This window comes from Pseudodesulfovibrio sp. zrk46 (assembly GCF_012516435.1).
GTDB lineage: Bacteria > Desulfobacterota > Desulfovibrionia > Desulfovibrionales > Desulfovibrionaceae > Pseudodesulfovibrio.
In genome coordinates this window covers 3,931,904-3,950,337 of sequence record NZ_CP051216.1, presented here as the reverse complement: position 1 = coordinate 3,950,337, position 18,434 = coordinate 3,931,904, and the positions used below count along the sequence as shown (strand labels likewise).

Here is an 18,434-nt window from a genome sequence, read left to right as displayed (position 1 = left end):
CTCCTTATTTTGAATCATGTAAAAGGTTGAGCATATTTGACCAGGCGGCTTCCAATAGCTGGGAGGCCGTCGAGTCTCCTGTTTCATTGATCGCCTTGCCCTGAACCATGGCCTCGGTAACTGCGTTGTCATGGGGGAATCGGCAGATAACCGGATACCCTTTCTCTTGGCAGTATTCTTCAATGGCTTTGGCTTGGGCAAGATTGAGGTCGTGCTTGTTGATGAGCACGGCCACTTTGGTTTTGAATCCTGTGCAGAGCTTTGCCACGCGCTTCAAGTCGTGCAGGCCTGACAAAGTCGGCTCAGTAACAACCACGGCGAGATTGGTCCCAGCCAGTGAGCTGATAACTGGGCAGCCGATCCCCGGGGCTCCGTCGCTGAGGACAAGCTCGTGCCCTTCTTCTTCAGCTCGTTTTCGTGCGTGCTGTTTAAGCAAGGTGACAAGTCGTCCGGAGTTCTCTTCACCGGGGAAGAGTTGTGCGTGAACCATGGTGCCGAATCTTGTTTCGGATTCGTACCATGTGCCACAGTGTTTGGACGGGAAGCTAATGGCCTGTGGCGGACAGAAGCTGACGCAGACGTTGCATCCTTCACAGCGCATGGGGTCGACGGCAAAGCCCTCATCAGTTTGGGTGATGGCGCTGAAGCGACACATGGCCTCACAGAGGCCGCACTTGGTGCATTGCTCCTGGTTGATGATTGCCTCGTTGCCGGAGTAAAACTCCTCGATGCGCTTATGCTCAGGCGAGAGAAGCAGGTGGAGATCCGGTGCGTCCACGTCAAGGTCGCAGAGAATGGCGTTATCTGCGAGGTTGGCGAAGGCGCCGGTGATGGAGGTCTTTCCTGCACCGCCTTTACCGCTGATGATGACTACTTCATGCATGAGACACCTCGTTCACAGCCTTTTGCATGCTGTTCTTCAAGGATTCGAACGTCGGCTTCAATGTCGGAATTGCCTTCACTGGGACGTAGCCGTTGGAATACGCTTCTGCCACGGAACGGTCGAAGGGAATCTCCGCCCAGATTGGGATGTCCTTCTCTCGACAGAAGTCATAGACGTCGTTGTTCCCCACTCCGGCACGATTGATGACTGCGCCCATGGGTTTTCCTATGGGAGAGAATGCTTCCCAAGCGAGGCGGAAGTCGTGCAAGCCGAAGGGGGTAGGCTCAGTGACAAGAACGATGCAATCGGCTCTCATGACGGCAGTGATAGCTGGGCAGCTTACGCCGGGAGGAGCGTCGATGAGAACATCTCCCTGGCTATTTATAGGCAGGTCATTAAGGATCTGCTTCATGAGCGGAGGGCTCATGGCCTCACCGATGCGCAGTCGGCCCATGATGAACTCATTGCCATGAGACTTGCCGGTGACGATTTCGCCCAGCTCCCGTTTGCCGGGAGTAAGGGCCTTTTCCGGGCAGATGGCGATGCATCCACCGCATCCGTGGCACATCTCAGGGAAGGTGAGCAGGGTGTCGCCCATTACCGTGATGGCTTTGAACTGGCAGAGTTCGGAGCAGGCGCGGCAACCCGTGCATTTATCCTCATCCGCATCCGGGACCTCGATATGAGCTTTACCTGTGATCATTTCTTCCGGTTTGAGGAAGAGATGAAGGTTAGGTTCTTCCACATCGAGGTCCACGGCGGTGAGCGGCGTTTCCCAAATGGAGGCAAGGGAGGCGGTAACTGTTGTTTTTCCGGTACCGCCTTTGCCGCTGGCTATGGCGTAAATCACTTGTTGGAACCTTGTTCAGCGTTAGCTTGGCTGGCAACTGAGATTTCACCGGCCTTGAACTTGTCAACGGCTTGGCCAACGGTCATGCCGTCTACATCCTGACCAACCTGAATACCGGCAGCACTCAGCGCGGTGAAGGCTTTGGGACCGACGTAGCCGCTCAGGACAGCCTGTGCTCCGGCGTTGGCTACGTTTTCCGCAGCCTGGATGCCTGCACCCTGATTCATGACCTGAGAGCCGCCGTTATCCACGTATTCTGTGTGCATGGATTCAAGGTCAACAATCACAAATCCTGCCGCACGGCCGAATCGTGGATCTACCTCGTCCTGCAGGGTCGGGCCCTGACTGGTGATGGCGATCTTCTTAATTGCAGCTGAGTCCATCGGGGTGGCTTGGGAAGCGGTTGCAGGACGTTGGCCCTGTCTCGCGCACTGGCCCATGCCTGCGCCTGTCTGTCGGCCCATTCCCTGACCTCGACCTTGACCATTGCCATTACCTCGACCCTGGCCCATTCCTTGGCCACGGCCTTGACCTCGTCCCTGACCGCGCGCTCCTGCGCGGGGGCCTGTTCCGTCAAATCCGGGCATAGCCTCTTCTCCTTGTATTTTTGGGCACTCCCACTTTGGTTCGTTTTCGGCGATATGGTAGTCGCCGCCTTCCAGTTCAATGGCCCAGCCATTGGTCAGGGCCAGCGCAACACCCTTGCGGGCTTCGGCGAGGATGCGGCTCAGGGTGGGGCGGGAGACTCCCATCTTGTCCGCAGCCTCCTGCTGCATGAGCCCTTCTCCGTCCACCAATCGTATGGCTTCGAATCCCTCTATGGAGATCGCCTGGCGAGAAAGGGCGCGCATGGGAACCCCTTGGGGCTTGAAAAAAACAGCCTCCGGCATCCCCTCGACAAATCGTTTTTTCTTTCTTCGGCCCATTCATCCTCCTGGTAGAGTTTTGAACCTATGTTCAAAATAATGATATGCCCATGAAGGTTGAAGTCAAGATAAATATGAACATATGTTCATAGATAAAAGAGTGCAAAGGTAGGGAATAGAAGAGATATATCTGGAAGGATTAGACTTCCCGAATCGGTATAATTCAAAAAAAGTTGGAATTGATTGTATGATCAGCCACTTAATCAGGGATTTTGTTTGCCCAGCGACTGTATTAGGTATATGGAAGTTGCTGACCCTGAAAAAGGGGATGTGCAACTGAACGCGAGGATGCTGATTTGAGCTTTGAATTGTTGGAAAAGTTCCGCGACCCGGAACTCTGCAGAAAGATACTCGACAAGATGCGCTCCGAACTGGACGGAGAACTCCGTTTCATGGAGGTTTGTGGTACCCATACTGTGGCCATTTTCCAGAGCGGCCTGCGCTCCCTGCTGCCTGAAGAGGTGGTTCACTTGAGCGGTCCGGGCTGCCCGGTGTGTGTGACTCATGAGTCTGAAGTCAACGCCTTCCTGGATCTGGCTGAGAAAGACAACGTTATTCTGGCCACTTTCGGTGACCTGATGCGCGTGCCCGGTCATAACAGCCGCAACTTGAAAAAGGCACAGGCTGACGGCGCACGTATCAAAGTGGTCTATTCTCCCTTTGATACTCTCAAACTCGCCAAGGAAAATCCTGACGATATCGTCGTCTTCATCGGCGTCGGTTTTGAAACCACGGCTCCGACAATTGCCGGAACCATGAAGATGGCACGTCAGCAGGGCATTACCAACCTGCGTGTTCTCTGTTTCCACAAGACCGTGCCTACGGCGCTGGAGGCATTACTCACTGATTCCATGACCTCCATTGATGGTTTCATTCTTCCTGGGCACGTCTCTGCCATTATTGGTATCGAGCCCTACAAGTTTATTGCCGAAAAATATGGAAAGTCTGCTGTTGTGGCCGGGTTCGAGCCACTGGATATTCTTCAGTCTTTGAATCAGATGATCGAATGGCGCAACAAGGGCGAGGCGCACGTAGCCAACAACTATACCCGCATCGTCAGCGACACCGGCAATGCCAAGGCGCGTGAAGTCATGTACGAGGTCTTTGAGCCCGTTGATGCTTTGTGGCGCGGTATCGGTGAAATCCCGGGTTCGGGGCTGGAAATTCGTCCTGAATGGGATCAGTTCGACGCCAAAAAGGAATTCGGCATTACAATTGAGGAAGGCCCAGCATTGCCCGGTTGCAAGTGTGGTGACATCCTCAAGGGTATCAAACAGCCTGACCAGTGCCCGCTGTTCAAGAAGGCGTGTACCCCTGCCAATCCTGTTGGTCCTTGCATGGTGTCCACTGAAGGCAGCTGTGCAGCCTATTACAAATATAAGTTGGATTAAGCATGAGCGATAAGGTTCTTCTCGATTATGGTAGTGGTGGACGCGCTTCCCAGCGTCTGATTTCCGATCTCTTTCTGGAACATCTGGGGAATGACGAGCTCAACCGTCTTAATGATGCGGCAGAGCTGGCCATGACCGGACGTTTGGCCATGTCCACCGATTCCTTCGTGGTGGATCCCATCTTCTTCCCTGGTGGTAATATTGGTTCTCTGGCCGTTCACGGCACGGTAAACGATGTTGCAATGATGGGCGCTATTCCGCGTCACATTACCTGCGCCTATATCCTCGAAGAGGGACTGCCCATGGATGATCTGGAGCAGATCGTCAAAGCCATGGGTGAGGCTGCCAGGCATGCAGGCGTCACCATTGTCTCCGGTGATACCAAGGTTGTTCCCAAGGGCGCGGTAGACAAGATCTTCATCAATACCACCGGTATCGGTGATATCATCGTAGACCCAGCACCCAGTGGTGATGCCGCCAAACCCGGTGACGCTGTGCTTATTTCCGGTACCATCGGCGACCATGGCCTGACCATTCTTGGCACCCGAGAGGGGCTTGATTTTGAGGCCAAGGTTGAATCAGATTCTGCGTCCCTTAACCATTTGCTGGTCAAATTGGTGCAGGAATTGCCTGAGGTGCATGTGCTGCGCGATCCCACCCGCGGAGGTCTGGCGACGACTCTCAACGAAATCACCACCAGTTCCAATGTCTGCTGTGAACTCGTTGAGAACTCCATGCCCATTCGTCCAGAGGTAAAGGGCGGTTGTTCTATCCTCGGCCTGGATCCGCTGTACCTTGCCAACGAAGGCAAGTTCCTTTGCATTCTGCCTCAGGAACACGCAGACAAGGCTCTGGAGATTATGCGTAATGATCCATTGGGTAAGGATGCCTGTCAGATTGGCACTATGACCGATGCCAACCCCGGCAAGGTCGTGCTCGAAACTCCGTTGGGCGGCAAGCGCCTCCTTAACATGCTGGAAGGCGAGCAGTTGCCGCGCATCTGCTAATTATCTAGTAAAAAACGACTAATTTTGCCCACTCAGCCTCATTGCGAGGTTTGAGTGGGCTTTTCTTTGGACGACCTTGACAAGTTGCCGAGATAATGATTGCCTAGGCAAGTAATTGGAGGTTCATTTGATGATTCAATACGAATTGGAAGAAACAGCTGGGTTCCTTATTTACCGGGTTGGAAGGTTGTTGCGATTTAAGGCTGCGCAATTCTTTCGAGAGCGGAACCTGGAGATAACTCCTGAACAGTGGGTTCTGCTGTTGCAAATTGCTGAGAAAGAGCAGCCATTAATAAGTGATCTTGTAGATAAAACGGCCAACGATCATCCCAATGTAACCCGCTTACTGAAAGGATTATCCAACCAGGGGTACGTGAGCCGAACTGTTAATCCAGAGGATCGGCGTTGCCAGCATGTGTCTGTATCTGAAGCAGGGCAGGCACTTATTGATGAAATACTCATCGATCTCATAAGCGAGAAGGCAGTCTATTTTGAAGGCCTTGATCAGAATGACGTCGCTACTCTTAATCGGATACTCAAGATTGTCTTGGGCAATTTGGAAGGCAGATAATTTTTTTGTCGCATTATTTGCCTAGGCAAATACTCAATAGGGAGGCTATGCAATGTCGGTCTTATGCTCGAAAAGGGTTGTCGAGGAGTCTATGCTCTATGCACGCAAAGGGTGCTCCTGTTCCCAAGCTGTCGCATGTGCATTTGCTGATGCATATGGGCTGGACAAGAGCCTGCTTCTGGGGATGTCCAGTGGACTGGCTGGAGGAATGAGTGGAGCGGGAGAAGTCTGTGGGGTTGTTACGGCGGGAATTGTCGTGCTCGGTGCACTCTTTGGCCCGAAATCTATCCAAGACAGTGAACGTAGAGAACATGTAATGCAGCTGTCTCATGAGTTTCTTGTCGCTTTTGGTCATAAGAATGGATCAACGCTTTGCCGCGAGCTGAATGGAGGAGTGGATTTGCACTCTGCCGCAGGTAAGCTGGCGCTTCGGGAAAGCGGGAAGCCAATGAAGTTGATAGCCAGCGGAACTCATTTGCTTGCTGATTTGATCTCCAGAGAGGATGAGAAAGTAGTGACTCACCAATAAAAACGGCCACCGGAGATCCGGTGGCCGTTTTTATTGGTGAGTTGTTTGCCTATCTGGAAAGTTTTCTGCTTTCCTCTTTGCGTTCTTCAATAAGCCTGGCGGCACGTTGAGCCAGATACGTGATCTCGGGTTTGGAAATCTGGTCATCGGCACCAACTGTTTCGCCGCGATGGCGGAGTTTGTCGGTAATGAGCGAAGAGAAGAGAATCACAGGCAGATCACGCAACACAGGATCTTCTTTGATCTTCTTGGTCAGGTGATGTCCATCCATCATGGGCATTTCGATGTCAGAAACAACAACTTGTACGAAATCGGTGATGGGACAATTTTCTCGCTGAGCCATTCCCTTGAGTTCCAGGAGACGTTCCCAGCACTCTCGGCCATTGGTGGTCTTTTCTACTCGGAAACCGGCTTGGCCAAGCATGTCGCGGATCATTTCACGAATCAGCGGTGAGTCATCAGCGATGAGAGCTCGGTAGCCTGTGGTCTGCCCAACTTCAAAGTTGTCGTCCAGCTTGAGGCGCATCTCCGGGTTCAGTTCAGAAACAATACGTTCAAGGTCAAGGATGAACACAATGCGGTTGTCAAATTTGACCACACCGGTGATGGAATCACTGGAGAGGGCGGAAACATATTTGTTCGGTGCCTCGACATCTTCCCAACTAATTCGATGAATGCGGGTGACACCGGAGACCATGAAGGCGGAGGTTACCTGATTGAACTCAGTAACGATGACCTTGGGGGGTTCGTTCTCTACCCGTCTCTTTTTAAGCCAGACAGAAAGGTCGAGCAAAGGAATGATGCGGGAGCGGAGATTGAATGCGCCGAGGACAGATTCATGCGAAACTTCCGGCATTTCGGTTACATCCGGCATGCGAATGATCTCGAGAACCTTGGCGACGTTGACGCCGAAATAGCTTTTGCGACTTGCGCGTTGCGCTTTGTGGGTATCGCCGTTTTCGTCGAAATCTTCCTGGTTGAGTTCGATATCGTCGCCTGCCTTGGGTTCTTCCTCAAGGTAGAACTCGACAATTTCCAACTCATTGGTACCTGCCTCGAGCAGGATGTCAGTCGTCTCAGTGGACATGAATGTACCGCGTCCTTATTGAATAGTACGAAATAGGTTTGGAACGATTACGCCATCTTGTAACCGTTACATCGGAATTTCGTCAATGAGAGTTTCTGAGGGCAGGCCGTCAGCGGCCTCCATTTCGGCGATAGTTGCAGCGGCCTCCTCAAGGGCTGCCCAGTCCTCACACTCTAATAGAGAAGCGCGAAGGGCTCGGATGCCCTTGAGACCTTTGGCGTAGCGAGGAATAATAGAACGGATCTTTCTGAAAGAACGTGAATCCCCTTCGTACTTTCTGGTGAGGTGGATGTGTTCGCGAACTATTTCGGCAAGAGCTTTGCCATCCCGAGCTGGAAGTTCCTTTTCATTGCGCAGTGCAACAAAGCGGGCAAATATGGAAGGATCATATAATGCACCACGGGCAAACATGACGGCATCGATACCGGTTTCTTCAATGCAGCGATGTCCATCTTCAGCAGTGAATAAGTCGCCAGAGCCGACAACTGGGATGTCGAGGGCTTCTTTTAGCAACTTGAGTTTTGACCAGTCTGCGGTACCTGCAAACATTTGCTTACCATAACGGGGGTGAAGGGTGACCCAGTCCACGCCGACGTCCTGGAGGCGTTTACCTATTTCTATATATATATCTTCGCCCTTATTGAATCCGAGGCGAAATTTGACACCAACACGACCACCCTCAGGGTGTTCAGCCGCTTTTTTGACCATAATGGTGGCAAGATTAATCAGTTTGTCGGGATCTTCCATGAGTTTGACGCCACTACCAGACTTGAGAACCTTGCGAACAGGGCAACCGGAATTGAGGTCGTAGTTGCGGTATCCCATGCCAACCAGCTTTTCCATGACAGGTTCAAAGTACTCTGCTTCAGAACCAAACAACTGGAGGACCATAGGGTCATCTTCAGGACAGGTCGCAATGAGGCGGCGGGTACCATGGTTCTTGAATGCCATGCCCTTGACGCTGACCATTTCAGAACAGCATACGCCGCAGCCGTATTTCTTGGATAAAAGTCGGAAGGGCAGATCGGAATATCCTGCCAAAGGAGCCAGCCACGGAGAATCGGGTGTAATTGTAAACGTACTCATGATGCGATGCACATAATTATAGATAATAGATGAGTCAAATAATCTGGGAACAAATAAAAAAAATGAATCGGATTGAAGGTCAAAATGGATAGGAGGAAGAAAAATATGATCAGATGAAGGAGGTTGAGGTATCAAATAATAAGGAAATCATGGTGGATTTTTGGAAGAAACGGCCCATGATCCAGTAAAAGATTGAGAGTTGTGAGAGAATGTCGATAGCGAGGGTGAAAATAGCATAATCGCCCGTTTTGCTTGAGATACAGCCATTTTCTTGATGTGGTGAGATTCGTAGCTGCCGAGTTCTAGTAGGGAAGAGATCACTTTTTTCAAAAAAATAGGATTGTAGGGTTGACAGGAGATCGAATTTCACATTAAACCAGCCCGTCTTCGAGCGAAAGATGACTCCGAAACACCGCAACAGCGGGTCTCGAAAAAAAGTCAAAAAAACGCTTGCTTTTTGAAATAAAGATGGATTAAGACTTCACTCCCGGAACGCTGGCGTAGCTCAATTGGTAGAGCAGCTGATTTGTAATCAGCCGGTTGCGGGTTCAAGTCCCATCGCCAGCTCCAAAAAGAAAAAAATGGTGGGGTTCCCGAGTGGCCAAAGGGAACAGACTGTAAATCTGTCGGCATACGCCTTCGGAGGTTCAAATCCTCCCCCCACCACCACAAATTTCTATAAGCCGCGCTGTAGGAGATGTCCCCTTGAGGGGCATTGGTGACTACGGAGAGTGAGCGGGAATAGCTCAATTGGTAGAGCATCAGCCTTCCAAGCTGAGGGTTGCGGGTTCGAGTCCCGTTTCCCGCTCCAGCTCTACTTTCTCAGACGTCACATATACTCCTTACATATACGGGCTCGTCCCGAACAGCAGGCAAAGCCTCCTTGCAAAAGGAGCGCATTACCGGTACAAGCCCGGTCATGGATTCACGCGATCCATGACTTTGTTAATTTTAGAGCACTACAAACCTACACAACTTTTACGTTAGGGGGATCACAATGGGTAAAGCTAAATTTGAACGTAGCAAGCCTCACGTTAACGTTGGTACCATTGGTCACATTGACCACGGTAAAACCACTCTGACCGCTGCCATCACCAAGCTGGCTCACATGGCTGGCCACGGCGAATTCGTCGCTTTCGACGAAATCGATAAGGCTCCTGAAGAAAAAGAGCGCGGCATCACCATCGCCACCGCTCACGTCGAGTACGAGACCGCTAACCGCCACTACGCTCACGTAGACTGCCCCGGTCACGCCGACTACATCAAGAACATGATCACTGGTGCTGCACAGATGGACGGTGCTATCCTCGTCTGCGCCGCTACCGACGGTCCCATGCCTCAGACTCGTGAGCACATCCTGCTCGCTCGTCAGGTTGGCGTCCCCGCAATGGTCGTCTTCCTTAACAAGTGCGACATGGTTGATGACGAAGAGCTCCTCGAGCTGGTCGAAATGGAAGTTCGCGAACTTCTCGACAAATACGAATTCCCCGGCGACGACGTTCCGGTCATCCAGGGCTCCGCTCTGAAGGCTCTGGAATGCGAATCCGCTGACGATCCGGCAGCCAAGCCTATCTACGATCTGCTTGAAGCCTGTGACTCCTACATCCCCGAGCCCGAGCGCGACATCGATATGCCGTTCCTCATGCCCGTGGAAGACGTTTTCTCCATCTCCGGCCGTGGTACCGTTATCACCGGTCGTGTAGAGCGCGGTATCATCACCGTTGGTGAAGAAATCGAAATCGTCGGTATCAAGGACACCATCAAGACCACCTGTACTGGTGTTGAGATGTTCCGCAAGCTGCTCGACCAGGGCCAGGCCGGTGACAACGTCGGTCTCCTGATCCGCGGCATCAAGCGTGAAGAAGTTGAGCGCGGCCAGGTTGCTGCTAAGCCCGGCTCCATCAACCCGCACACCAAGTTCAAGGCAGAGGTCTACGTCCTCTCCAAGGACGAAGGTGGACGTCACACCCCGTTCTTCTCCGGTTACCGTCCGCAGTTCTACTTCCGTACCACCGATGTTACCGGTGTTGTTACCCTGGAAGACGGTGTAGAGATGGTTATGCCCGGCGATAACGCCACCTTCAATGTCGAGATGATCGCACCCATCGCTATGGAAGTCGGCCTCCGCTTCGCTATCCGCGAAGGTGGCCGTACCGTCGGCGCCGGTGTTGTCACCGAGATTCAGGAGTAATCATGCGAATCAACATTCAACTGCAGTGCACCGAGTGCAAGCGTAAGAACTACGCTACGCAGAAGAATAAGAAGAATACTACTGGTCGTCTGGAAGTGAAGAAGTATTGTCCTTGGGACAAGAAACACACTGTCCACAAAGAGACTAAGTAGATTCGATAGAGCAGGGGTATAGTTCCAACGGCTAGAACGCCGGTCTCCAAAACCGGATGTTGGGGGTTCGAATCCCTCTACCCCTGCCAATTATGTCTTTGAAAGCGGGTGCTTAGAGGTCTTGTCCTTAGGGACAAGACCTCGAAACCCGCTCAATAATTTGGGAAAAAGAAGTTATGGCCAGAAATAAAGGCAAAAAAGCTGCTGAGAAGCAGGCCGCTCAGGCACCTACCGGTCTCGTCGGAAAGGCCAAAGAACTGACACAGTTCTTTGAAGAGTCTAAAGTCGAGATTAAGAAGGTTGTCTGGCCGACCCGCAAGGAAACCATCACGACCTGTGTGGCTGTTCTGGTAGTGAGCGTTGTTATCGCCATCTACCTCGGCATTGTTGACCTTGCGCTCTCCAAGGCTGTCGAGGCCATACTGTCCTAAGTCCCTTTTACGAGCAAGGCTGGATCACACATATGGATGCCATCATGGAAAATGCCTCTCCTAAGGCACGCTGGTACATCGTTCACACTTATTCAGGGTTTGAGCAGCGTGTAGAGCAGACCGTTCGCGAGATGATGCGGACCGGGCAAGATAAGGGCCTCATTGAGGAGGTCGTCATGCCCACCGAGAAGATCGTCGAAATGGTCAAGGGTGAGCGCAAGACTTCCACCAGGAAATTTTATCCTGGATACATCATGATCAAGATGATCCTGACGGATGACTCCTGGCACCTGATTCAGTCCATCCCGCGCGTCACCGGATTTGTTGGCGGTAAAAACCGTCCCACGCCCATGCGTGACAGCGAGGCGGAAAACATCCTCAACATGATGGAAAGCCGCCAGGAGAAACCCCGTCCCAAGTTCAACTTTGAGCGAGGCGACGAGGTGCGGGTCATCGATGGTCCGTTCAGCGGCTTCAACGGTGTTGTGGAAGAAGTCAATTACGACAAGGGTAAACTCAAGGTTTCCGTCTCTATCTTCGGACGTCAGACTCCGGTTGAGCTGGACTTCGTCCAGGTTGATAAAGGGTAGCCCGTAATATACTCGCAAACAGCGAAATTTCTCATCGAGGAATACAATGGCCAAGAAAGAAATAGGAAAGATCAAGCTGCAGATTCCCGCAGGTAGCGCCAATCCCTCCCCGCCGGTCGGTCCGGCTCTGGGTCAGCACGGCGTTAACATCATGGAATTCTGCAAGGCGTTCAACGCCAAGACCCAGGATCAGAAGGGACTCATCATCCCCGTCGTCATCACGGTTTACGCAGACCGTTCCTTCGACTTCATCACCAAGACTCCTCCGGCATCTGTGCTGCTGCTTAAGGCTGCCAAGCTGGAAAAGGGTTCCGGTGAACCTAACAAGAACAAGGTCGGCAAGGTCACCAAGGCTCAGGTCCAGGAGATCGCCGAGATGAAGATGCCTGATTTGAACGCCAATGACATCGAAAATGCTATGCTGCAGATTGAAGGCACTGCCCGCAGCATGGGTCTCGAAGTCGTAGGCTAGTGAGGATATAGAAATGCCCAAGCATGGAAAAAATTACCGCAATGCTCTTGGTGATCGCGACACTGCAGTTCGCGTTTCCGTCGAAGAAGGTGTAAAGACCGCTGTTGAAGGCGCCTACGCTAAATTCGATGAAACCGTTGATGTCGCCATCAACCTCGGTGTTGACCCTAAGTACTCCGATCAGATGATCCGTGGTGCAGTATCCCTGCCCAACGGTCTCGGCAAAGACGTCCGCGTAGTCGTCTTCTGTAAGCCTGAGAAGGAAGCTGAAGCTAAAGAAGCTGGTGCTGAAATCGCAGGTTCCGATGAACTGGTCGAGAAGATTCAGGGCGGTTGGCTGGACTTTGACAAGGCCGTTGCCACCCCTGATATGATGGCTGTTGTCGGTAAAATCGGTCGCGTTCTCGGCCCTCGTGGTCTGATGCCTAACGCTAAGACCGGTACCGTCACCATGGATGTAGCCACTGCTGTTAGCGAACTGAAGGCCGGTAAGGTCGAGTTCAAAGTAGACAAGGCTGGTATCCTGCACGCTCCCATCGGTAAGGTCTCCTTTGGTCCCGAGAAGCTTCTTGAAAACCTCCGGACTCTGCTCCAGACGGTTATGAATCTGAAGCCTTCTTCTGCCAAGGGTACTTACATGAAGAGCGTGGCTGTCGCCACTACCATGGGACCCGGCGTCAAGATTGATCCCTTGACCGTTCGTAAGTTCCTGGACGCTTAATCACATTATGGAATGCCGGATGCCCTCTCCCGGGGGCATCCTGTAGATAATCGCACGGGAAGTTGAGTCAGAGACGGCAGGCGGGAATGTTTCCCTTAAAAGCCCTGCTCAGACAACGCTTTGACCTGCTTTCCGGGCCTAAGACGAGGAGTGGTAGATGAACAGGCAAGAAAAAGCCCAGATCATCGAGCAGCTGAACGAAAAAGCTGCGCGGGCGAGCATTGCCGTCGTTACCGACTTCAAAGGACTGACCGTTGAAGAGCTGACACAGCTCCGCGCAAAGTGCTTCGAAGCCGGCGTTGACTACCAAGTCGTCAAGAATACCCTGGCCCGGTTGGCTCTCACGGACACCGCACACGGTGACCTGAGCGAACACTTTAAAGAGAACTGCGCTATTGCGCTGGGTTACGACGATCCTGTCGCCGTGGCCAAAGTGCTGGCCGACTTCGATAAGGAAAACAAAAAGTTTTCCATTCGTTTCGGTTCTCTTGAAGGGAAGTTTCTTGATAACGACGGCGTGAAAGAACTGTCTAAGATGCCCAGCAAGCCTGAGCTTCTCAGTTCCGTACTCGGCACCATGCAGGCCGTACCGCGCAATTTCGTTTGCTTGTTCGCAAACATCGAACGCAAATTCCTGTATGCTTTGACCGCGATCAAAGATCAGAAAGAAGCTGCGTAAACAAGGTTCAAAGCGAATCAATTTCTAAGGAGAATTTATCATGGCAGATATCACCAAAGAACAGGTTGTTGAATTCATCGGCAACATGACCGTCCTGGAACTTTCCGAATTCATCAAAGAACTCGAAGACGTATTCGGCGTTGAAGCTGCTGCTCCGGCTGCTGCTGTTGTTGCTGCTCCCGCAGCAGGCGGCGACGCTGGTGGCGCTGAAGAGAAGACCGAATTCGACGTCATCCTCGCTGGTGCCGGTGGCAACAAGATCGCCGTCATCAAGGCTGTCCGCGCCATCACCGGCCTGGGCCTGAAAGAAGCCAAGGCTATCGTTGACGAAGCTCCTAAGGCTCTCAAGGAAGGCGTTTCCAAGGAAGAGGCTGACGAAGCTGCTAAGCAGCTCGAAGAAGCCGGCGCTTCCGTTGAAGTTAAGTAACTTCAATCGCTTAAGCTATTCATAGCAAAGAGCGCTCACCCTGTAATAAGGGTGTTGCGCTCTTTGCTCTGTCTATGTATATAATGGTTAATTAGCTCCAAAAAAGGGTTTTTAAGCGCTGAAGGCGGCATCTACCCGTCGACTCCTCGTTACATGACCGTGAATGCATGCCTCGGTCATGGCTTAACCACCCAATTTCCTCGCAGCGGCTATTCCACGAAGCCGTTGCTCCGACAGAGGGCAGGGGATATTCTCACCCCGACGTCCTAACCATCAACCGCTCATGCATGAGGGTACAATGGGTCATTTCAGAAAAGAATTCGGTAGCATCAAGACCACGCTCCCTATCCCGCACCTGCTTGAATTGCAGGTCGATTCCTACAAGCGTTTCTTGCAGGAAGGAACTGCTCCGGCCAGCCGGGGTGATTTTGGGCTTGAGGGCGTGTTCCGGTCCGTGTTTCCCATTGAAGATTTCAACAAGACCGCTAGCCTTGATTTTGTCAGTTACGACATTGGTGAACCAAAATACGACGTCGATGAGTGCATCTCTAAGGGCCTGACCTATGAGGCACCCATTCGTATTACCGTCCGTCTCGTAGTTTTCGACGTGGATGAAGAGACCGACAATCGCACCATTCGTGACATTAAAGAACAAGACATATACTTCGGGACTATCCCGTTGATGACTGAAAAGGGAACTTACGTCATCAATGGTACCGAGCGCGTTATTGTTAACCAGCTTCAGCGCTCGCCTGGTATCATCTTTGAACATGATTCCGGTAAGTCTCACTCCAGCCGTAAGGTACTGTACTCCAGCCGCATTATTCCGATGCGTGGCTCCTGGCTCGACTTCGACTTCGATCATAAGGACATCCTGTATGTCCGCATCGACCGTCGACGCAAGATGCCGGCCACCATCCTTCTCAAGGCAATGGGTCTTTCCCGCACGGATATCCTTGATTACTACTACGACACTGAGAAATACACCTTGCTGAAGACCAAGGTGCAGCGTCATGTTGTCGCAGACCAGTACCGCAAGGAAACCGCTTTTGCGGATATCAAGATTGGTGACAAGGTTGTCGTCAAAAAAGACACCGATATCACCAAGGGCGCCTGGAAGAAGCTGGTTCGTAACGAGGTCAAGACCATTGAGGTCGACCCTGCTTCTCTCGTCGGCCTGTTCCTGGCCGCTGATATGGTGGACAATACCGGTGAAGTTCTCGCCGAAGCCGCCGACGAAGTAACTGTCGATCTCCTGCAGACCATGCGTGAATTTGGTATCAAGGAACTGAACGTACTGCACACCCGCGGTATGGACGTTTCTGATTCCCTGCGCAATACACTGCTGTTGGACAAGACCACTGACATGGAGACCGCACAGATCGAGATCTACCGTCGTCTCCGTCCCAGTTCTCCGCCGACTCCCGAGATCGCTTCCAACTTCTTCGAGAATCTCTTCCGTAGCTCCGACTACTACGATCTCTCCAGCGTTGGTCGTTACAAACTTAACTCTCGTCTCAATCAGGATGTGGACCTTAACACCCGCACCCTGACCAATGAGGACATCCTTCTGGCAGTCAAAGAATTGATGCGCCTCAAGGATACTCATGGCCCCGCCGATGATATCGATCACCTGGGCAACCGTCGTGTTCGCCCTGTGGGCGAACTGGTTGAGAACCAGTACCGCATCGGTCTCGTCCGCATGGAACGTGCAATCAAAGAGCGCATGTCCCTGCAGGAAGTGGCCACCCTCATGCCTCATGATCTGATCAACCCTAAGCCGGTTGCCGCTGTCCTGAAAGAGTTCTTCGGTACTTCTCAGCTCAGTCAGTTCATGGATCAGACCAACCCGCTCTCCGAGGTTACACACAAACGCCGTCTGTCCGCACTTGGACCCGGTGGTTTGACCCGCGAGCGCGCTGGCTTCGAAGTCCGCGACGTACATACCTCTCACTATGGTCGTATCTGCCCCATTGAAACGCCTGAAGGACCAAACATTGGTCTCATCGTTTCTCTGACCACCTTTGCAAAGGTGAACGATTACGGCTTCATTGAGACCCCGTACCGTAAGGTCGTCGACAAGAAGATCACTGACGAAATCACCTACATGGACGCCTCCAAGGAAGCCGTGGAAGTGGTGGCTCAGGCCAACGCTCCCCTGGACGAAAATGGCGTCTTCTCCAATCCGCGTGTCAACGCACGACTCGCTGGTGATGTTCAGCTGACTGCATCTGAAGATATCACCTGCATGGATATCAGCCCGAGTCAGACTGTCTCTATCTCGGCTGCATTGATTCCGTTCCTCGAGCACGATGATGCTAACCGCGCACTCATGGGTTCGAACATGATGCGTCAGGCTGTTCCCCTGCTTCAAGCAGAGCAGCCGCTGGTTGGTACCGGCATGGAAGGCCCTGTCGCACGCGACTCCGGCGCCTGTGTGCTGGCAGAAGAGGACGGCGTGGTTCACTACGTCGATTCCGAACGCGTCATCGTCAACTATGACAACGGTATTCACCCCAACTCCGGCGGTGCCAAGCACTACGAGTTCCAGAAGTGGCATAAGTCCAACCAGAACTCCTGCTTCGGTCAGCGTCCGAAGGTCCAGGTTGGCCAGGTCATCAAGAAGGGTGATATCCTTGCTGATGGTCCCGGTATTGACGACGGAGAACTCGCCCTCGGTAAGAACCTCCTCGTAGCGTTCATGCCCTGGTGCGGTTACAACTTCGAGGACTCCATTCTTATCTCCGAACGTATGGTCAAGGAAGACGTGTTCACCTCTATTCACATTGAGGAATTTGAACTCGTCGCCCGTGACACCAAGCTCGGACCCGAAGAAGTCACTCGTGACATATCCAACGTCTCCGAAGAGATGCTTCGCAACCTTGATGAATGCGGTATTATCCGCATCGGTGCGCGCATCAAGCCGGACGACATCATGGTCGGTAAGATCACCCCGAAGGGTGAAACTCAGCTGACCCCTGAAGAAAAACTGCTTCGCGCCATCTTCGGTGATAAAGCTCGCGACGTGAAGAACACCTCCCTGAAGGTGCCGCCGGGAATCTCCGGTACTGTCGTTGACGTTAAGGTCTTTAACCGTCGTTCTTCTGATAAGGATGATCGCACAAAGGCCATCGAAGATGCCGAACTCGCTGCATTTGACACCAAGGAAGTCAAGCACATTGCTTCCTTGACTGACGCCACCCGCGAGCGCATTTGGGCTGCGTGTGAAGGCGGCAAGCTTAAAAAGGACCTTGTTGGTTCCAAGAAAGCTGTCTGCGGCAAGTCCGGTGAAATCGTTGAGCGTGAAGCTCTCAATAATGTCCCGGTCAAGAAACTGGTTGGAGTCTTCGACAAGGAGATCAACGACCAGATCAAGCTGATCGTGGCTGATTACGAATCCCAGGTCGCTTTCATCAAGGAAATTTATGATGTGAAGCGCGAGAAAGTCACCGAAGGTGATGATCTGCCTCCGGGCGTTATCAAGATGGTCAAGGTCTATGTCGCCGTTAAGCGTAAGCTGAGCGTGGGCGATAAGATGGCCGGTCGTCACGGTAACAAGGGTGTAGTTTCCTGCATCTTGCCGGAAGAAGATATGCCGTTCTTCGACGACGGTACCCCCATGGACATCGTCCTCAACCCTCTTGGCGTTCCCTCCCGTATGAACATCGGGCAGATCATGGAAACCCACCTGGGTATGGCGGGCCGCAAGCTTGGTCAGCAGCTGCATCAGCAGATGATTGATGGAGTGAAGGACCTTCGCGACAAGGCCAAATTCATCTTCGAAGATCCGGACATGGACGCCTTTATTGACGCCATGACTGACGAAGAGTTCATCGAAACATGCAAGCGTTGGAAGAACGGTATCGTTGCCAAAACGCCTGTATTCGATGGTGCTGACGAAGAAGATATCTGGGGTTGGCTGACTAAGGCCGGTTGTGATGATGACGGTAAGTTCATCCTTTACGACGGCCGCACTGGTGAGCCTTTCCATAATCGCGTCACCGTTGGTATCATGTACATTCTCAAACTCCATCACTTGGTTGATGAGAAGATCCATGCCCGCTCCACTGGCCCGTACTCCCTCGTCACCCAGCAGCCGCTTGGTGGTAAGGCTCAGTTCGGTGGTCAGCGTCTCGGTGAAATGGAAGTTTGGGCGCTGGAAGCATACGGCGCCGCGTACCTCCTGCAGGAGTTCCTCACCGTCAAGTCTGACGATGTGCAGGGCCGCGTCAAGATGTACGAAAAGATCGTCAAGGGCGACAACTTCCTCGAAGCGAGCCTGCCGGAATCCTTCAACGTTCTGGTCAAGGAACTCATGTCGCTGGGTCTGGATGTGACCCTGCACTACGAGGACCGTAAACGTCAGCCCGGCCCCGGTCAGTATTCTGGCCCCAAGCCGCTGATGCCGTAGGTTCAGGACGTTATTAAGGTAATTAGCCTG

At 52.4% G+C, this 18,434-nt stretch carries 18 protein-coding genes and 4 tRNA genes; 17 read left to right on the top strand and 5 right to left on the bottom strand.

Features of this window, described 5'->3' with window-relative positions; all coding sequences use genetic code 11:
* Positions 1 to 4: 4 nt before the first annotated feature.
* Genes HFN16_RS18210 through HFN16_RS18945 form a run of 3 tightly spaced genes read right to left on the bottom strand, consistent with a single transcriptional unit; the run spans position 5 to position 2,659 of the window.
* Positions 5 to 883 (bottom strand): ATP-binding protein, encoded by an 879-nt coding sequence (locus HFN16_RS18210; protein WP_168892089.1) that lies wholly within the window; start codon positions 881 to 883, stop codon positions 5 to 7.
* Positions 876 to 1,733, bottom strand: a complete 858-nt coding sequence (locus HFN16_RS18205) for an ATP-binding protein (RefSeq protein ID WP_168892088.1) — start codon at positions 1,731 to 1,733, stop codon at positions 876 to 878. The genes HFN16_RS18210 and HFN16_RS18205 overlap by 8 nt, the downstream gene beginning before the upstream one ends.
* Entirely contained in the window at positions 1,730 to 2,659 is a 930-nt protein-coding gene (locus HFN16_RS18945) for a DUF134 domain-containing protein (RefSeq protein ID WP_247648381.1), read from the bottom strand. Before HFN16_RS18945 ends, HFN16_RS18205 begins: the two co-directional genes overlap by 4 nt.
* A gap of 296 nt (positions 2,660 to 2,955) precedes the next feature.
* Here HFN16_RS18945 and hypD point away from each other — a divergent pair, with 296 nt between their 5' ends.
* The 4 genes from hypD (at position 2,956) to HFN16_RS18175 (ending at position 6,157) form a co-directional block, all read left to right on the top strand.
* Positions 2,956 to 4,050, top strand: coding sequence for a hydrogenase formation protein HypD (gene hypD, locus HFN16_RS18190; RefSeq protein ID WP_168892087.1), 1,095 nt, complete (start codon positions 2,956 to 2,958; stop codon positions 4,048 to 4,050).
* Positions 4,051 to 4,052: 2 nt separating this feature from the next.
* Complete coding sequence (hypE, locus tag HFN16_RS18185) at positions 4,053 to 5,057, top strand: hydrogenase expression/formation protein HypE (RefSeq protein ID WP_168892086.1); 1,005 nt, start codon at positions 4,053 to 4,055, stop codon at positions 5,055 to 5,057.
* Between the two features lie 130 nt (positions 5,058 to 5,187).
* Positions 5,188 to 5,628: a MarR family transcriptional regulator gene (locus tag HFN16_RS18180; protein WP_168892085.1), complete on the top strand. Its 441-nt coding sequence runs from the start codon at positions 5,188 to 5,190 to the stop codon at positions 5,626 to 5,628.
* Between the two features lie 91 nt (positions 5,629 to 5,719).
* On the top strand, positions 5,720 to 6,157 hold the full coding sequence (locus HFN16_RS18175; protein WP_168892084.1) for a C-GCAxxG-C-C family protein: 438 nt from the start codon (positions 5,720 to 5,722) through the stop codon (positions 6,155 to 6,157).
* A 49-nt stretch (positions 6,158 to 6,206) separates the two neighbouring features.
* On the opposite strand, the gene HFN16_RS18170 is transcribed toward HFN16_RS18175, so the two are convergent.
* Complete coding sequence (locus tag HFN16_RS18170; RefSeq protein WP_168892083.1) at positions 6,207 to 7,244, bottom strand: chemotaxis protein; 1,038 nt, start codon at positions 7,242 to 7,244, stop codon at positions 6,207 to 6,209.
* 66 nt (positions 7,245 to 7,310) lie between these two features.
* Positions 7,311 to 8,330, bottom strand: coding sequence for a tRNA-dihydrouridine synthase family protein (locus tag HFN16_RS18165; protein WP_168892082.1), 1,020 nt, complete (start codon positions 8,328 to 8,330; stop codon positions 7,311 to 7,313).
* Positions 8,331 to 8,824: 494 nt separating this feature from the next.
* On the opposite strand from HFN16_RS18165, the gene HFN16_RS18160 reads away from it, so the two are divergent.
* The 13 genes from HFN16_RS18160 (at position 8,825) to rpoB (ending at position 18,404) form a co-directional block, all read left to right on the top strand.
* A tRNA-Thr gene (locus HFN16_RS18160) sits at positions 8,825 to 8,900 on the top strand.
* 13 nt (positions 8,901 to 8,913) lie between these two features.
* Positions 8,914 to 8,999 (top strand) — tRNA-Tyr (locus HFN16_RS18155).
* A gap of 66 nt (positions 9,000 to 9,065) precedes the next feature.
* Positions 9,066 to 9,141: transfer RNA gene (locus HFN16_RS18150), tRNA-Gly, on the top strand.
* 186 nt (positions 9,142 to 9,327) lie between these two features.
* Positions 9,328 to 10,521: an elongation factor Tu gene (gene tuf, locus HFN16_RS18145; RefSeq protein ID WP_168892081.1), complete on the top strand. Its 1,194-nt coding sequence runs from the start codon at positions 9,328 to 9,330 to the stop codon at positions 10,519 to 10,521.
* Between the two features lie 2 nt (positions 10,522 to 10,523).
* Positions 10,524 to 10,673 carry a 50S ribosomal protein L33 gene (gene rpmG / locus HFN16_RS18140; protein ID WP_158948338.1) on the top strand — a complete coding sequence of 50 codons (150 nt, stop codon included), beginning with the start codon at positions 10,524 to 10,526 and terminating at the stop codon, positions 10,671 to 10,673.
* 12 nt (positions 10,674 to 10,685) lie between these two features.
* Positions 10,686 to 10,762: transfer RNA gene (locus tag HFN16_RS18135), tRNA-Trp, on the top strand.
* Between the two features lie 87 nt (positions 10,763 to 10,849).
* Positions 10,850 to 11,104, top strand: a complete 255-nt coding sequence (gene secE, locus HFN16_RS18130) for a preprotein translocase subunit SecE (protein WP_168892080.1) — start codon at positions 10,850 to 10,852, stop codon at positions 11,102 to 11,104.
* A gap of 32 nt (positions 11,105 to 11,136) precedes the next feature.
* Complete coding sequence (gene nusG, locus HFN16_RS18125; RefSeq protein WP_168892079.1) at positions 11,137 to 11,694, top strand: transcription termination/antitermination protein NusG; 558 nt, start codon at positions 11,137 to 11,139, stop codon at positions 11,692 to 11,694.
* A 46-nt stretch (positions 11,695 to 11,740) separates the two neighbouring features.
* Positions 11,741 to 12,166: a 50S ribosomal protein L11 gene (gene rplK / locus HFN16_RS18120; protein ID WP_168892078.1), complete on the top strand. Its 426-nt coding sequence runs from the start codon at positions 11,741 to 11,743 to the stop codon at positions 12,164 to 12,166.
* Positions 12,167 to 12,179: 13 nt separating this feature from the next.
* Entirely contained in the window at positions 12,180 to 12,887 is a 708-nt protein-coding gene (gene rplA / locus HFN16_RS18115) for a 50S ribosomal protein L1 (RefSeq protein WP_168892077.1), read from the top strand.
* Between the two features lie 157 nt (positions 12,888 to 13,044).
* Positions 13,045 to 13,566: a 50S ribosomal protein L10 gene (gene rplJ / locus HFN16_RS18110; protein WP_168892076.1), complete on the top strand. Its 522-nt coding sequence runs from the start codon at positions 13,045 to 13,047 to the stop codon at positions 13,564 to 13,566.
* A gap of 40 nt (positions 13,567 to 13,606) precedes the next feature.
* Positions 13,607 to 13,993: a 50S ribosomal protein L7/L12 gene (rplL, locus tag HFN16_RS18105; protein WP_210772218.1), complete on the top strand. Its 387-nt coding sequence runs from the start codon at positions 13,607 to 13,609 to the stop codon at positions 13,991 to 13,993.
* A gap of 298 nt (positions 13,994 to 14,291) precedes the next feature.
* Positions 14,292 to 18,404: a DNA-directed RNA polymerase subunit beta gene (gene rpoB, locus HFN16_RS18100; RefSeq protein ID WP_168892075.1), complete on the top strand. Its 4,113-nt coding sequence runs from the start codon at positions 14,292 to 14,294 to the stop codon at positions 18,402 to 18,404.
* The last annotated feature ends 30 nt before the right edge of the window (positions 18,405 to 18,434 follow it).

Coding starts and splice junctions, on each gene's coding strand:
- rplK (WP_168892078.1), top strand. CDS start 11,741: ATGGCCAAGAAAGAAATAGGAAAGATCAAGCTGCAGATTCCCGCAGGT.
- rplL (WP_210772218.1), top strand. CDS start 13,607: ATGGCAGATATCACCAAAGAACAGGTTGTTGAATTCATCGGCAACATG.
- secE (WP_168892080.1), top strand. CDS start 10,850: ATGGCCAGAAATAAAGGCAAAAAAGCTGCTGAGAAGCAGGCCGCTCAG.
- HFN16_RS18210 (WP_168892089.1), bottom strand. CDS start 883: ATGCATGAAGTAGTCATCATCAGCGGTAAAGGCGGTGCAGGAAAGACC.
- HFN16_RS18175 (WP_168892084.1), top strand. CDS start 5,720: ATGCTCTATGCACGCAAAGGGTGCTCCTGTTCCCAAGCTGTCGCATGT.
- rpoB (WP_168892075.1), top strand. CDS start 14,292: ATGGGTCATTTCAGAAAAGAATTCGGTAGCATCAAGACCACGCTCCCT.
- tuf (WP_168892081.1), top strand. CDS start 9,328: ATGGGTAAAGCTAAATTTGAACGTAGCAAGCCTCACGTTAACGTTGGT.
- hypE (WP_168892086.1), top strand. CDS start 4,053: ATGAGCGATAAGGTTCTTCTCGATTATGGTAGTGGTGGACGCGCTTCC.
- rpmG (WP_158948338.1), top strand. CDS start 10,524: ATGCGAATCAACATTCAACTGCAGTGCACCGAGTGCAAGCGTAAGAAC.
- HFN16_RS18945 (WP_247648381.1), bottom strand. CDS start 2,659: ATGGGCCGAAGAAAGAAAAAACGATTTGTCGAGGGGATGCCGGAGGCT.
- HFN16_RS18170 (WP_168892083.1), bottom strand. CDS start 7,244: ATGTCCACTGAGACGACTGACATCCTGCTCGAGGCAGGTACCAATGAG.
- rplJ (WP_168892076.1), top strand. CDS start 13,045: ATGAACAGGCAAGAAAAAGCCCAGATCATCGAGCAGCTGAACGAAAAA.
- rplA (WP_168892077.1), top strand. CDS start 12,180: ATGCCCAAGCATGGAAAAAATTACCGCAATGCTCTTGGTGATCGCGAC.
- HFN16_RS18165 (WP_168892082.1), bottom strand. CDS start 8,330: ATGAGTACGTTTACAATTACACCCGATTCTCCGTGGCTGGCTCCTTTG.
- nusG (WP_168892079.1), top strand. CDS start 11,137: ATGGATGCCATCATGGAAAATGCCTCTCCTAAGGCACGCTGGTACATC.
- HFN16_RS18180 (WP_168892085.1), top strand. CDS start 5,188: ATGATTCAATACGAATTGGAAGAAACAGCTGGGTTCCTTATTTACCGG.